This is a genomic window from Mesorhizobium sp. M0018, from assembly GCF_040323955.1.
Taxonomy (GTDB): Bacteria; Pseudomonadota; Alphaproteobacteria; order Rhizobiales; family Rhizobiaceae; genus Mesorhizobium.
In genome coordinates this window covers 20,651-35,909 of record NZ_JAMYVL010000016.1, presented here as the reverse complement: position 1 = coordinate 35,909, position 15,259 = coordinate 20,651, and the positions used below count along the sequence as shown (strand labels likewise).

General features: G+C 62.6%; 11 protein-coding genes. 5 read left to right on the top strand and 6 right to left on the bottom strand.

All coding sequences use genetic code 11. The features are described from left to right. Positions 1-50: 50 nt before the first annotated feature. From NKJ81_RS21765 to NKJ81_RS21750, 4 genes are all read left to right on the top strand, one after another. Positions 51-1,190 (top strand): ABC transporter ATP-binding protein, encoded by a 1,140-nt coding sequence (locus NKJ81_RS21765; RefSeq protein ID WP_352541683.1) that lies wholly within the window; start codon positions 51-53, stop codon positions 1,188-1,190. Between the two features lie 18 nt (positions 1,191-1,208). Further along, positions 1,209-3,350, top strand: coding sequence for a beta-galactosidase (locus NKJ81_RS21760; RefSeq protein WP_352541682.1), 2,142 nt, complete (start codon positions 1,209-1,211; stop codon positions 3,348-3,350). Between the two features lie 217 nt (positions 3,351-3,567). After that, positions 3,568-4,809 carry an acyl-CoA dehydrogenase family protein gene (locus NKJ81_RS21755; protein ID WP_352541731.1) on the top strand — a complete coding sequence of 414 codons (1,242 nt, stop codon included), beginning with the start codon at positions 3,568-3,570 and terminating at the stop codon, positions 4,807-4,809. A gap of 7 nt (positions 4,810-4,816) precedes the next feature. After that, positions 4,817-5,833: a phosphotransferase family protein gene (locus tag NKJ81_RS21750; protein WP_352501437.1), complete on the top strand. Its 1,017-nt coding sequence runs from the start codon at positions 4,817-4,819 to the stop codon at positions 5,831-5,833. A 46-nt stretch (positions 5,834-5,879) separates the two neighbouring features. Here the strand turns inward: NKJ81_RS21750 and ftsZ are convergent, their stop codons facing one another. Further along, the gene (gene ftsZ, locus NKJ81_RS21745; protein WP_292653809.1) at positions 5,880-6,887 is read right to left on the bottom strand and encodes a cell division protein FtsZ; all 1,008 of its coding nucleotides are present in this window, start codon (positions 6,885-6,887) and stop codon (positions 5,880-5,882) included. A gap of 222 nt (positions 6,888-7,109) precedes the next feature. Then, on the bottom strand, positions 7,110-8,228 hold the full coding sequence (locus NKJ81_RS21740) for an NAD(P)/FAD-dependent oxidoreductase (RefSeq protein WP_352541681.1): 1,119 nt from the start codon (positions 8,226-8,228) through the stop codon (positions 7,110-7,112). Positions 8,229-8,394: 166 nt separating this feature from the next. Here NKJ81_RS21740 and NKJ81_RS21735 point away from each other — a divergent pair, with 166 nt between their 5' ends. Continuing rightward, complete coding sequence (locus NKJ81_RS21735) at positions 8,395-9,771, top strand: aspartate aminotransferase family protein (protein ID WP_352541680.1); 1,377 nt, start codon at positions 8,395-8,397, stop codon at positions 9,769-9,771. 87 nt (positions 9,772-9,858) lie between these two features. On the opposite strand, the gene NKJ81_RS21730 is transcribed toward NKJ81_RS21735, so the two are convergent. From NKJ81_RS21730 to NKJ81_RS21715, 4 genes are all read right to left on the bottom strand, one after another. Further along, positions 9,859-10,971 carry a nucleotidyltransferase family protein gene (locus tag NKJ81_RS21730; RefSeq protein WP_352541679.1) on the bottom strand — a complete coding sequence of 371 codons (1,113 nt, stop codon included), beginning with the start codon at positions 10,969-10,971 and terminating at the stop codon, positions 9,859-9,861. A 271-nt stretch (positions 10,972-11,242) separates the two neighbouring features. Beyond that, entirely contained in the window at positions 11,243-12,337 is a 1,095-nt protein-coding gene (locus tag NKJ81_RS21725) for an alcohol dehydrogenase family protein (RefSeq protein WP_352541678.1), read from the bottom strand. 9 nt (positions 12,338-12,346) lie between these two features. After that, positions 12,347-13,726: an aspartate aminotransferase family protein gene (locus NKJ81_RS21720; protein WP_352473222.1), complete on the bottom strand. Its 1,380-nt coding sequence runs from the start codon at positions 13,724-13,726 to the stop codon at positions 12,347-12,349. A 36-nt stretch (positions 13,727-13,762) separates the two neighbouring features. Next, positions 13,763-15,256, bottom strand: a complete 1,494-nt coding sequence (locus NKJ81_RS21715) for an NAD-dependent succinate-semialdehyde dehydrogenase (protein ID WP_352541677.1) — start codon at positions 15,254-15,256, stop codon at positions 13,763-13,765. Between the last annotated feature and the right edge of the window lie 3 nt (positions 15,257-15,259).

Sequence of the window (15,259 nt, the reverse complement as noted above, 5' to 3'; positions counted from 1 at the left end):
TTCAAGGCGTCGCCCACCCGACCCGAAACTGATTTCGCAAGCAGGGCTCCATGACCAGTCTTGAACTCCGGCAGATACAAAAGAATTATGGCAGCTACCACGCGCTGCGCGGCATCGATCTCAGCGTCGAACAGGGCGAGTTCATTGTCACCGTCGGGCCGTCCGGCTGTGGCAAGTCAACGCTGTTGAAGATCATCGCCGGGCTTGAAACCGTCTCGACCGGTAAGATTTTGATCAACGGCCGTGATCTCACCACCACCGAGCCGGGTGAGCGCGGCATTGCCATGGTCTTCCAGTCCTATGCGCTTTACCCGCATATGACCGTCGCCGAGAACATGGGTTTCGGCCTGCGCATGGCGCATCGCCCCAAGGCCGAGATCGATGCCGCCGTGCTGCGAGCCGCCAAGATCCTTCGCATTACCGACCAGCTCGACAAGCGGCCGAAACAGCTTTCCGGCGGCCAGCGTCAGCGTGTGGCCATCGGCCGTGCCATAACCCGCTCGCCCGACGTGTTCCTGTTCGACGAACCGCTATCCAACCTTGACGCAGCGCTGCGCACGCAGATGCGCGTCGAGCTTTCCGATCTGCACGCCAGGCTCGGCGCCACCATGGTCTATGTCACGCACGACCAGACCGAGGCGATGACAATGGCGAGCCGTATCGTCGTGCTCAATCGCGGCTCGGTCGAGCAGGTGGGCGCTCCGCTCGAACTCTATCGCAATCCGGCCAACCTTTTCGTCGCGGGCTTCCTCGGCGCACCCCGGATGAATTTTTTCGAAGTGACCGTCGCCGCTGTCTCCGGCGGCGCCGCCACGCTGTCGACCGCCGGTCTTTCTCCTTTGACTGTCGAACTGACGGAAGCGGCATCCGTACAGGTCGGCGATAGGGTGACGATGGGGATTCGGCCGGAGAGCATCAGCTTGGCCGCGGAAGGGACAGCGAGTTTTGCAGGACGGGTGCGGCTGGTCGAGCATCTCGGCCGCGAGACCATCCTCTATGCCGACGCCGGCCCGCTGCAATGCGTCAGTTCTGAAAGCGGCAGCGGCAACGTCACCGTCCAGATCGGCCATGCGAGCGCCGTCGCTGCCGATGCGACCGTCGGCTTCAAGGTCGAGCCGCGTGACGTCTATCTCTTTTCCTCTGTCGATGAGCGGACAATCAGTGCCCGCAAACCCACCATCACCGACTGATCTGCAGGAGTATCCTTCGTGAACAAGACTTCAAGAGGCCGCGCCCTGTCGGTCTGGCGCACGATCCAGACCGACCGCTTTCTGGTCGGCGCGCCGCATTACCCCGAGCATGTGGACGAGAGTTACTGGGACAATGACGCCAGGCGCATGGCCGAGGCCGGCTTCAACGTCGCCCGCCTCGGCGAATTCGCCTGGCACATTTTCGAACCGCGTGAAGGCACCTTCGATTTCGACCTGTTCGACCGGGCAATCGAGGGCCTCGCGCGTCACGGCGTCAACACGATCCTGTGCACGCCGACCGCCACCCCGCCGCGCTGGCTGACCGCAAAGCATCCGGAAATCCTGCGGCTTGATGGAAATGGCCGGTCGATGGGCCACGGCTCGCGCCAGTATGCCGACACCAGCAGCCCGGTGTTTCGCGACTATAGCCGCAGGATCACCAACGCGATGGCGGACCACTACCGCGACAACGCAAATGTCATTGGCTGGCAGACCGACAACGAACTCAACACCAGCATGCCGGAATCCTATTCGCCGTCGGCATTGAAGGAATTCCAGGCTTACCTCCAGGAAACCTACCAGACGATAGACAGGCTGAACTTCGCCTGGGGTGGCGATTTCTGGGCGACGGCTTACGGCGATTTCCGCGAAATTGTCTTCCCGCTGGATTTTTCCCCGTCCTTTCCCGGTCCCGGTCACCTCCAGGACTACCACCGTTTTCTCGCCTTTTCGACAGCACGGTTCCAGCACGACCAGGTCGAGATCCTGAGAAAAGCGAATGCCAGTTGGTTCATCTTCCACAATCTCGGCGGATTGCGTGACATCGACTTTCGCGGCCAATTCTCCACCGATCTCGACTTCGTCGGCTACGACATCTATCCGTTCCTCTATGACGAGTTCTTTCGCCTCGGCAATCACGCCAAGATCCAGGCGCTGCATCTCGACATCTGCAGGGGATTTTCCGGCAACTACATAGTGCCGGAACAACAGTCGGGTTTTGGCGCCCAGCCGGGCTTCTGCACGCTGACGCCGGAGCCAGGCGAAATGCGACGCATGGCGATGTCGTCGGTTGCGCGTGGCGCCGATGGGATCATGTTCTTCCGCTGGCGTCCCGCACATTTCGGCGCCGAGATATACTGGATGGGCATCATAGACCATGATGATGTCGCTCGCCGCCGCTATGACGAAGCCAGGCAGTTCGCCACCGAGATGACGGCGCTTAAAGACAAGATCCTGGGCACCCATGTGCGGATGGATGTCGGCATCGCCGGCTCGGACTTCGACAATCAGGAAGCCCACAAGACCTTCCCCATCGGCCTGCCAAGTCCGCAGGATGATGCAATCTTGCTGCATCAGTATTGCTATGACCGCGGCATCGCCTGCGGCTTCATCCACCCGGAAGACGATCTGTCGAAGCTCAAGGTGTTCTACGTGCCGCATTGGGTGATCTGGAAGGACAGCTGGACCGAGCGGCTGCAAGTCTTTGCCGAAAATGGCGGTACCGTCATCATCGGCGCGCGCACTGGAACCCGCGACGAAAACAACCACGTCATCCGCGAGACAGCGCCGGGCCGGTCGCTGTCGAAGTTGACCGGCGTTCGCGTCGAGGATTTCGGGCGGCTGGCGGCACCTGGGGCCAATGGCCTGTTCAATACGATGTCGCGCTCCGGCGGGCTCGTCATTCCTCCCGACAGACCGGCCGAATCCAGCCGCCGTATCCGTCGTTTTACCGTCGGAAACCACGAGGTCGATGCCGGTTATTTCTATGAGAACCTCGCAGTCGAACCGGAAGTCGAAATTGTAGGGGTTTGGTCGAACCGCTACGCGGCGGGAACGCCTGCAATTACCTCCCGCGCCGTCGGCAAGGGCCGTGTGCTCTATGTCGGCACTTATCTAACCCCGGAGCTGACAGCTCAACTCGCTACGCGCACTTTCGTCGATGCGAATGTGGAGCCTCTGGTTCCGGATCTGCCGGACGGCGTCGAGGTCACGATGCGCGAGAATGACGAACGCCGGCTGCTGTTCGTGCAAAACGTCAAAGACACGCCCGTTTCGGTAACCGGCGTTCCCTTCGGCAGCAACCTGCTCGATAGCGAAGGACCCGTCTCCGGAGTGTTGACGCTGGACGGCTATGGCTGCGCTGTCCTCGAATTGATCTGAGCATTGTCGCGGACGTTAGCCATACGAAGCCTGAGTACTCCTGGAATTCGACCGCCATCGGCAGCACGCCGGCATCGATGCGTATCGAACCGGCGCTTTGAACGTGCGCAAGGAACGGCCGGCGAACTGCTGTTGCTCGCATTCAACGACGGCAGTTACACTACCGGCGCGACCATCGGAGCCGATGGCGGCATCTCGTTTCATCCTTGTGAGCGCCATGAATTTCGACATTTCCGTCCGAACCGAGGCCTTCCGCAGCCGGATCGCCGATTTCGTCGAGCGCGAAATCCTGCCGCTCGAGGCTGACAAGGCTTGCTATGACGGCCATGGCAATATTGCGCTGCCGCTGCTTGAAACGCTGCGCGGCAAGGCGAAAGCAGCCGGCCTGTGGTGCCTGCAGCTCAAACCCGAGACCGGCGGGGCCGGCCTTTCCAAGGTGGATATGGCCGTCTGCTATGAAGAGATGAACCGCTCGATCTTCGGTCCGGTCGTGTTCAATTCCGCGGCCCCCGACGATGGCAATATGATGATGCTGGAAGGGTTGGGAACGCCTGAGCAGAAGCAAAGATGGCTGAAACCGATCGTCGAGGGCAAGGTGCGCTCGGCTTTCGCAATGACGGAACCGCATCCGGGCGGCGGCTCCGACCCGTCGATGATCATGACCAGAGCCGAACGGCGTGGCGACAGATATGTCGTCACAGGCCGCAAATGGTTCATCACCGGCGCGCAAGAGGCGAGCCACTTCATTCTCATTGCGCGCACTTCGGACGATCCGCGTCACGGCCTTTCGGCCTTGCTGTTCCACAAGGACCAGCCGGGCTGGCGGATCGTGCGGCGCATCGAAATCATGGGACCGGAAGAACATGGCGGCCATTGCGAGCTGGAGTTCGACGGCCTGGAAGTCCCGGTCGAGGACGTGCTTGCCGGCGAAGGCAGCGGCCTCCGGGTTACCCAGGTCCGGCTCGGTCCGGCGCGGCTCACCCATTGCATGCGCTGGCTCGGTCTTGCCAAGCGCTGCATCGAGATCGCGCGCGCCTATGCCGCCGAGCGTAGCGGTTTCGGGCAGCTTTTGGCCGACCGTGAGAGTATCCAGCTGATGCTCGGCGACCTTGCCATGCGCATCGAGATCGGGCGGCTGCTGGTGATGAAGGCGGCCTGGGAGCTCGATCGCGGTGGCTTTGCCCGCAAGGAGGTCTCCATGGCCAAGATCCAGGTCGCCAACGTGCTGCATGACGCCGCCGACGTGGCGATCCAGATCAACGGCGCCCGCGGCTATTCGAAAGACACTGTACTCGAATGGATTTACCGCTACGCCCGCCAGGCTCGCCTGGTCGACGGCGCCGACGAGGTCCACAAGATGGTGCTCAACCGCTTTCTCAACGAGGAAGGTGCGGGCTTCTGGCGCTGGCATGTCGAAGCCGGCAGACAAGACGAAACAGGTCGCGGCGGGAACCGCTGAGCCGGCAATGAGGATGGATTTCGATCCGGTACGCCTGGAGGATTTTCTGAGAGCGCATTTTGGCGATGGCCAAATGTCGCTTGAGCGGATCGTCGGCGGCCAATCCAACCCGACCTATTTCGTCGACTATGGCGGCCGCCGCATGGTTCTGCGCAAGAAACCTCCGGGACCGATCCTGCGCGGCGCTCATGCGGTCGATCGCGAGTACCGGGTGATCGAGGCGCTAGCATCGACAAAGGTGCCGGTGCCGCGGCCGGTGCTCTATCACGACGGCGACGAGCCGCTCGGCACGCCGTTCTATCTGATGCAGCGGCTCGACGGCCGGGTGTTCCACGATGGCGCGTTGCCGGGACTGGCGCCGGACGAGCGGCGCGGCATCTATTTCGGCATGGCCGAGGCGCTGGCAAAGCTGCACGCAGTCCGGCCGGAAGAGGTTGGGCTCGGCGACTATGGCCGTCCCGGGAACTATTTTGAGCGACAGATCGCGCGCTGGACCAGACAGTTGCGGGAATCGCCGAGTGAGCGCATTGCCGCGCTCGAAGCCGTCGCCGAATGGCTGCCGCGACATCTTCCGCCAGATGACGGCCACGTTTCGATCGCGCATGGCGATTTCCGTCTCGGCAATCTCATCTTCCATCCCGAGCGGCCCGAGGTGATCGGCATACTCGACTGGGAGTTATCGACCCTCGGCCATCCGCTTGCTGATCTCGGCTTCTGCTCGATGCCCTGGCATTCCTCATCGGACGAATATGGCGGCATCCTCGGCCTTGATCAGGCAGCCCTCGGGATTCCGACACAGCGCGAATTCCTCGATCATTACTTCGCCCACGCCGTGCCGACGGCGCCGCTCCAGCGGTTCCATCTGGTGTTTGCCATGTTCCGCTTTGCCGTGATCTTCGTCGGCATCGCCGACCGCGTGCTGGCCGGCAGCGCGGTTGCGGCCGATGCGGCCGACGTGGCACCGCTGGCCGGCCGTTTTGCTGCACGCGCCATGGAAGTGATCGACGGCGCGCGGCCGTGGTGACGCGAGGCTGGCAATCAGCTGAGCGAACCGCACGCGATAACGCTGTTCAGTTCATGCGAACTTCCGGTTCGGCAAGCAGTGGAATCTCCAGGCCACGCCGCAAGCCGGTCGCCACGACCGATACCCTGAATTTTCCGGCGAGTGCCTTGTCGAAGATGGCGCCGACGATGATGTCGGCATCGTTGTCGACCTCCTCGCGGATGCGGGTAGCGGCTTCGTCGACCTCGAACAGCGTCATGTCCATGCCGCCCGATATCGAGACAAGGACGCCCTTGGCGCCCATCATCGAAGCTTCGTCGAGCAGCGGGTTGGCGATTGCCGCTTCCGCTGCCTTCTTGGCGCGGCCTTCTCCGGCGGCTTCGCCGGTTCCCATCATGGCGCGGCCCATGTCGCGCATCACCGACTTCACATCGGCGAAGTCGAGATTGATCAGGCCTTCCTTGACGATCAGATCGGTGATGCAGCCGACACCCGCATAGAGGACCCGGTCGGCCATGGCAAAGGCGTCGGCGAACGTGGTTCTGGCGTCGGCGATCCTGAACAGATTCTGGTTGGGAATGACGATGACGGTATCGGCGCTTTCGCGCAGGCGCTCGATGCCCTCATCGGCAGCGTACATGCGGCGCCTGCCTTCGAAGACGAATGGCTTGGTGACGACGGCAACGGTCAGTATTCCGGCTGCCCGCGCTGCCTGTGCTATAACAGGCGCGGCACCAGTGCCGGTTCCGCCTCCCATGCCGGCGGTCACGAAGCACATGTGCGTTCCAGCAAGGTGATCCATGATCTCGTCGATGGATTCCACGGCCGCGGCACGGCCGACCTCGGGCAGGGACCCGGCGCCGAGACCTTCGGTGATATGAGCGCCCAACTGGATCAGCCTCGTTGCCTTCGACATGGCAAGGGCCTGGGCATCGGTGTTGGCGACGATGAATTCCGCGCCCTGCAGGCCTTCGACGATCATGTTGTTGACGGCGTTGCCGCCGCCGCCGCCGACCCCGACGACGGTGATCTTGGGCCTCATCTCCGAGATTACCGGCCTCGTCGCGGTGTTCATTGCCGTTCTCCCTGGATACGCCGAGTGGTCGCTGGAAGCTTGTCCCGGGCGCACTGCGAAAACTCTGAACCGGGCAGTGCGAATCAGGACAGCCCCAGAATGCAGGGAATCAGAGCGCGGAGCGGGCTGCAAGTGCGCGATGTGCCTCATAGGCGACTTGCGTCTGAAAGTTCACGCAATGCGCCTTGATACAGTGCAGATCGCGGCGCGGGGCGCCGCACGCTACAACTTCGGCGCGAGGCACTGCGCGACGTGGTCGGCAATCGTCAGGCAGGAGGTCAGGCCGGGGCTTTCGATGCCGAACAGGTTGACCAGGCTATCCACGCCGTGCACCGCCACGTCCTGGACGACGAAGTCGGCATTGGCCTCACCGGGACCGGACAGTTTTGGCCGGATGCCGCTGTAAGCGGGTTGCAGGCTGCCATCGGCCAGGTCCGGCCAGTATTTGCGGATCTCGCTGTAGAAGCGCTCGCCACGAGCCGGGTCGACGCGGTAGTCGAGTTGATTGGTCCATTCGACGTCCGGCCAGAAGCGGGCGACGCCATCAAGGTCGAGTGTCAGATGAACACCGAGCCCGCCGGGTTCGGGCACCGGATAGACCAATCGCGAGAACGGCGCCCGTCCGGCCACCGAAAAATAATTGCCCTTGGCATAATGGAGCTTTGGCACGAATTGCTGATTGAGCCCTTCAAGCGAACCGGCAAGTGCTGCGGCGCCAAGCCCGGCGGCATTGACGAAACGCGGAGTGGCGATCTCGAAGCGCTCGCCGCCGGCAGCGTCCACCGTCTCGAGCACGACGCGGCCTGCTTCGATGCGGCCGGAGGCGATGCGCGTGTTGAGACTAAGTGCCGCCCCGTGCTCCTCGGCGTCGCCCAACAGGGCGAGCATCAGGGCATGGCTGTCGATGATGCTGGTGGCGGGCGACAGCAGCGCCGCCGTGCACTTAAGGCTGGGCTCCAGCGTATGCGCCTCGGCTTCGCTCAAGCGCAACAGGTCGCCGGCGCCGCAAGCGCGTGCATTGGCCCGGATTGAGGCGAGCACCGGCTCCTGTTCGGCACTTGTGGCAACGATGAGCTTGCCGCAGCGCGCGTGTGGGACCGCCCGCTCCTCGCAATAGCGATAGAGTCTTTCCCGGCCGGCCACGCAGAACCGGGCTTTCAGCGATCCAACCGGATAGTGGAGGCCGGCATGGATGACCTCGGAATTGCGCGAGCTTGTCCCGGTGCCGATAGCGTTCTCGGCTTCCAGGACCAGCGTATCGATGCCGCGCTGCGCCATCTCTCGCGTGATCGCCAGGCCAACAACGCCGGCGCCGGCGACAATGCAGTCGACATGGTCCACGGTTAGGTCAAGCCGAAGTTCTGCATGCGTCCATCCATCCGCTGGCCCTGCCGAAAGCGCTTGACACTATACCGTTCGAGAAAGATGCATCAAACGGCATAACGCACGGGGACCTGCCGAGCCGGACCGGCGGCAGGATTGTTCCGCGTCAGCATCAGGAGCCGTCATGGACGCACGACCGAATTCACCCGAAGCCCGCGACATAAGCTTTCACATGCATGGCTATACGAATGCGCGCAAGCATCAGGAGTCGGGGCCGCTCGTCATCGAGAAGGGCGACGGCATCTATGTCGAGGACCTTGCCGGCAACCGCTATATCGAGGCGATGGCGGGGCTCTGGAGCGTCGCGGTCGGCTTTTCGGAGAAGCGGCTGGTCGATGCGGCAGTACGGCAAATGTCGAAGCTGCCTTACTATCACGATTTCGGCTCCAAATCGCATTCGCCGCTGATCGATCTCGCCGAGAGACTGGTGCAGATGGCGCCGGTGCCCATGAGCAAGGCGTATTTCACCAATTCCGGCTCCGAGGCCAACGATACGGCCATGAAGATGATCTGGTACCGGTCGAATGCGCTCGGCCAGCCGGCGCGCAAGAAGATCATCAGCCGCAAGAAGGGCTATCACGGCGTCACCATCGCCTCGGCAAGCCTGACCGGACTGCCCAACAACCACACTTCCTTTGACCTGCCGATTGCCAATGTGCTGTATACCTCGACGCCGCACCATTGGCGCGAGGCGCTGCCGGGTGAAAGCGAGGAGCTGTTTTCGACGCGGCTTGCCGACGAACTGGAAAAGCTGATCCTCGCCGAAGGACCGGAAACCATCGCCGCCTTTTTCGGCGAACCGATCATGGGCGCCGGCGGCGTCATCGTACCGCCGGCGGGCTACTGGGAGAAGATACAGGCGGTCCTGTCGAGATACGACATCCTGCTCATCGCCGACGAGGTGATCTGCGGCTTTGGCCGAACTGGTGAGATGTTCGGCTCGCAGACCTTCGGCATCAGGCCCGACATCATGGTGTTATCGAAACAGATCTCTTCGTCCTACCTGCCGATCTCAGCCCTGCTGATCAATGACAAGGTATTCGAGCCGATCGCCGACGAAAGCAACCGTATCGGCACCTTCGGCCACGGTTTCACCGGCGGCGGCCATCCTGTTGCGGCAGCGGTCGCGCTCGAGAACCTGAAGCTGATCGAGGAGCGCGACCTTGTCGGCAATGCGCGTGCGGTCGGCGCGCATATGCTGAAGCGGCTGCGCACGCTCGCTTCGCACCCGCTTGTCGGCGAGGTGCGCGGCGTCGGCCTGATCGCGGCGGTCGAGCTGGTCAGCGACAAGGCGAACAAGACGCCGTGGGGCACGGTTGGTGCCTTGGGCGGACTCGTCAACGGCTTCATGCAGCAGAACGGCGTCATCTCGCGCAATATGGGCGACGCGCTGGCCTTCTGCCCGCCGCTGATCATCACGGAGCCGCAGGTCGACCAGGTGATCGACGCGTTTGAACGGTCGCTCGAGGCTGCCGTCAAGCAGGTCCGATCGCAGAGCTGAATAGGCAAAGTCGATTTTGAAACCTGAAAACAAAAACGCCTCGGCGACGGCTGGCAGAAGGTTACCCTCCACACCCGTTGCTGCCGTTTAGTCTCCGTGCTTTGTTTTCGCAGATGAGCCGCTGAATCCTTCCAGTTCCTCGCCGATTCCTGAAAGTGCGTTGACGATCGTCGCCTCGATGTCGCCACGCTGTTTCTGGGGAATCAAGCCAAGTCCTTTTTGTATCGCTTCACGCCAATGTTTCCCCCTGTCCCACGCTTCCGAAAACGCGATGGCGAGATCGTCCTGGCGACGGGTAGCTTCCAGTGCCTCGACCAGAAGTGCTGCCTGGTGGACATCCTTTTCCCGCTTGCCCACGCCGTTTGCGTTGTTCTGTCGGCGCGAGGCAACGATCAGCTTGTGAACCGCATATCGTCCGGGCGACGGTACCACGACAGGCACTCCCGATCGATGCAGCAGCACAGTTCTGATTGGTTCGTGGATCAGGAAATCGAGAAACCGAAGAGGCTGCGCGGATGCACCGCCCAAAGACGGCATCGAGGTTGCATGATCGGCGTAGTCATCGCTGCCCGTGTTCGGTGTAAGGAACTCGACCTTGTATCGGACTGCGTTCTCGAATTGCGTCGCGTGTCCGGGATCTGATCTGTAAGGGATTTCCCTGAAGGTTGGGTCGATCTCCCTCAAGATTTCGAGGATGGGCGGCAGGCTGTCCTCGACCGCGGCCGACACGGAATGGAATAGGGCGAAGTCTGCATCGCCCGTCTGCAACGCTGCACCGGGCAGCTTCACGCCCAGATAGCCCGCGTAGGACTGAAAGGCGACTGTGCCGACCAGGACGCCGCGCAAGCGGAAGATGCCAGCCTTCCCCAGCGCCTCGACGACATCCCCGGTGAACCTTTCGGGTTCTGTCAGCCCTGCCTCGCGCACGAGCGTGGATACCAGCTTCCTGCGGGCGCGGAGGTCGTCCTTGATCTGACGGAAGGATTCGACGCGTTTTGCAATCTCGGGATCGCTGTCAGGCCCGACATACCGTCGCGTCTTCGTCGGCTGCGTTTCCTCGAAATACCAGTATACCTTGCCCTTGACGGGCACCTTGACGAGATTGCCCGTCGTAGGGAAATCCGTTTCGAAGACTGCGTCCAAGGATCGCTGGACGAGTTCCGCATACATCGTGCGGTAAACGAGGTCGACCGTCTTCATGTCAGGCGGCTCCGGTTATAAGAAAAATGCGGTTCTCTTATAGCGGCATGACCTCAAGGGACGCAAGCGGGAGTTATAAGAAAATCGCGAAAACCTATAACACCGCAGGAGAGGGTCAGGAATCCTTGTTGCCGGCGTGCAGCCAAATCAGAATGGGTTTTGCTCATTCAGATAAACAAAGCCATCACGAAAACGCTGCTTGGATGTGGCGCTCGACCTCACCGCGTCCGCGAACGGCCCGAGCCTGTCATAGGCGTTTTTGGTCGACGCGCTATTTTGGCGACGCATCCGGCACGACGACCAGCTTGCCAACGAAATCCTTGGTGATGAAATCGGCCTGGGCGCGATGGAAATCGGACAGCTTGTAGACGCCGCCGACCAGCGGCCGGATCTTCTTGTCCTCGATGTAGCGCACGATGCGGCGGAAATCCGCGCGTGTGCCCTGGCTTGAGCCATGCAGTTGCAGCTGTTTCAGGTACATGGTGCGCAGATCGAGCTGCACGACCGGGCCGGCAATCGCGCCGGCCGTGGTATAGCGGCCTTCCGGCCTCAAGATGCGCAGGAGGTCGTTGAAGATCGCGCCGCCGACCAGGTCGGCGACCACATCGATTGGCCGCCCGCCGGTCGCCGCGCTGACGGCGGCCGGCAGATCGGCAACGCCACGGGTGATCACCGCCTCGGCGCCGATCTCACGCACGGCCTGTTCCTTGCCCTTGCCGGCAACCGCATAGGGAATGGCGCCGCGCGCCCGCGCCAGCTGCACGATGCCGGAGCCGACGCCGCCAGAGGCGCCGGTGACAAGCACACGCTCGCCGGCTTTCAATGCGGCGCGTTCCAACATCTGCTCGCCGGTGAGATAGGCGCAGCAGAAAGTGGCAAGCTCGACATCGCTCAGATCGGTGTCGACGACATGGGCGTTTTCGGACGGTACTGCCTGGTATTCGGCATAGCCGCCGTCGCGGCCATGGCCCATATAGTCGATGTCGGCGAGTGAATCGTCGTCGCGATTGTAGATGGAGAAATCGACCATCACCCGCTCGCCGATGCGGGCCGGCGACACGCCGTCGCCGACGGCAATGATGTTGCCGACCGTGTCGGTGCCCTGGATGCGCGGGAAGCTCAGCGTATTGCCCTGACGACGCCAGGTCGACACAGCGGCGGCATCCTCCTCCGTGCCATAGGCGCCCTGGCGCACCCAGACATCGGTGTTGTTCATGCCGCAAGCGGTGACCTTGACCAGCACCTCGCCCCGGGCGGGCGAGGGCACTTTCACGTCGGTGCGGTAGACGAGCTTTTCCGGTCCGCCGTGCCCGATCAGTTGCACGGCGGCCATGGTGGCGGGGAGGGTCTTGGTCATGGCATTCATGTCGGCTCTTCAGATATTTGCAAACACGCTCTTCACCGCGTCGGCCGTCCTCGACACGACGATATCGGCCTCTTGCCGCGTCAGGCAGAGCGGCGGCGCGAAACCGAGAATGTCGCCCTGCGGCATGGCCCGGCCGATGACGCCGCTTGCCGCAAGGGTGGTCGCGACCTGCGGCCCGATTTTATGCGAGGCGTCGAAGAATACGCGATCGTTCTTGTCGGCGACGAACTCGATCGCCGCCAGCATGCCGTCGCCGCGTACCTCGCCGACATTTTTGTGGCCACCGACGGCTTTCGTCAGCTCGGCGCGGAAATAGGCGCCGGTCTCGCCGGCGTTCCGCACCAGGTCCATCTCGTCGATCAGTTCCAGGTTGGCGACGCCGGCGGCGACGCAGATCGGATGCGCCGAATAGGTCCAGCCATGACCGAGTGAGCCGAGCTTGTCTGAACCCTGCACCAGCACCTGCCAGACCTTGTCTGACACGATGACGCCCGACAGCGGCGCATAGGCCGAGGTCAGGCCCTTGGCGATCGTGATCAGGTCGGGCTTGATGCCGTAGTGGTCGGAGCCGAACATGGTGCCCAGCCGGCCGAAGCCGGTGACGACCTCGTCAGCAACCAGAAGCACGTCGTATTTCTTCAGCACCGCCTGGATCTTCTCCCAGTAGCCGGCCGGCGGCGGCACGATGCCGCCGGTGCCGAGGATAGGCTCACCGATGAACGCGGCGACCGTCTCCGGCCCTTCGGCGAGAATCATCTCCTCGAGTTTGTCGGCACAGTGTTGCGAAAACTGCTCCTCGCTCAGCGAGCGGTCGGCACGGCGGAAGTAGTAGGGCGCCTCGGTGTGCAGGACCGGCGCACGCGGCAGGTCGAAGGCGTTGTGGAACAGGTCGAGGCCGGTCAGCGATCCGGTCATGATGCCGGAGCCGTGATAACCGCGCCAGCGCGAGATGATCTTCTTCTTCTCCGGCCGGCCGAGCACGTTGTTGTAGTACCAGATCAGCTTGATGTTGGTTTCGTTGGCGTCGGAACCGGAGAGGCCGAAATAGACCCTCGACATGCCCTCGGGCGCACGGTCGATGATCATCTTGGCAAGCGTGATCGATGCCTCGGTGCCGTGCCCGACATAGGCGTGGTAATAGGCGAGGTTCTTGGCCTGCGCGGCGATGGCGTCGGCTATCTTCTGGCGGCCATAGCCGACATTGACGCAGTAGAGCCCGGCGAAGGCATCGATGCTCTTGCGACCGTTATTGTCCCAGATGGTGACGCCTTCGCCACCGGCGATCACACGCGTCGGGCTCTCGCCACGCGCATGCGTGCCCATATGGGTCGAGGGATGGAAGAAATGATCGCGATCCCAGGCGGCGAGTTCGTTGGACTGGTCGAGCATTTTTTACTCCTTGAAAGCAAAAAGCCTGACAGGGCGTTACGCTACGTCGAGGCAGAGATATTTGAGATCGGTAAAGGCTTCGAGCCCGTGACGCGAGCCCTCGCGGCCCATGCCGGACTGTTTGACGCCGCCGAAGGGGATCGGCGCGCCGGTGATCTTGACGCGGTTGATGGCGACCATGCCATAGTCGAGCGCGCGGCCCATGCGCAATTGCCGGCCGCCGTTTTCAGTGACGACATAGGCGACGAGCCCGTATTCTGTCGCATTGGCGCGGGCGACGACTTCGTCTTCGCTGTCGAAAGGCGTCACGGCCACAACCGGACCGAAGGTCTCCTCGCGCATGATCAGCGCGTCGTCTCCAACGTCGGCGAGCAGGGTCGGCTGGTAGAACAGCGGCCCAGCCACATGGCGGCCACCGCCGGTGAGGCAGCGCGCGCCACCAGCCAGCGCATCGGCGACCTGCTCTTCGATCTTCTTGACGCCGCGCTCGTGCATCAACGGCCCGATGTCGGTGTCGTCAGCCAGGCCATTGCCGGTCCGCAACGTCTCGATGCGCTTGGTGAAGGCGGCGCAAAAACGGTCGTAGATCGGGCGCTGGACATAGATGCGGTTGGCGGCGAGGCAGTCCTGGCCGGAGGTGGCGAATTTGGCATCGACGGCTATGGTCACCGCCTTGTCGAGATCGGCGTCGGCAAAGACGATCAGCGGCGCATGCCCGCCAAGTTCCATCACCAGACGCTTCATCGTCGGCGCACTCTGCGCGGCGATCAACCTGCCGACCTCGGTCGAGCCGGTGAAGCTCATGGCGCGAACGCGCGGGTCTTCGCACATCCGCCCGACGATGGTCGAAGCCCTGCCGGTGAGGACGTTGAACACGCCAGCCGGCAGGCCGGCACGTTCGCCAAGCTCGGCCAGCGCCAGTGCCGACAGCGGCGTTTCCGAGGAAGGATGCGCGACGATGGTGCAGCCGGCGGCAAGGGCGGCAGCCGCCTTGCGGGTCAGCATGGCCGCTGGAAAATTCCACGGCGTGACGACGCCGACGACACCGAGCGGTTCGCGTCGCACCACCATCTCGGCATTTGGCAAATGGCTGGTGACGCTTTCGGCGTTGAGACGTTTGGCCTCCTCGGCATACCACTCGACAAAAGAGGCTGCGTAGTCGATCTCGCCGCGCGATTCCTTCAGCGGCTTGCCTTGTTCTAGCGTCATCAGCATGGCCAGGTCATTTTTGGCGGCGACGATCAGATCGAACCATTTTCGCAAGATTTTCGACCGTTCCTGCGGCAGCAATGCGCGCCAGGCAGGAAAGGCGCGCGATGCCGCATCGATCGCCAATGTGGTCTGCCGGGCATCGAGCGCGGCAACGAAAGCGACGGTGGATCCGGTGGCCGGATCGGTCACCTCGAAACTCTCCGCGGTCTCGCTCGCCGTCCAGTGGCCAGCGACATAGGCGAGTTCGCGCAGCAGCCGCCGGTCGGCAAGGCGATCAAGTGCTTCATGGCGGTGCGAGCGGGCAAAATGTGCGGACATCAT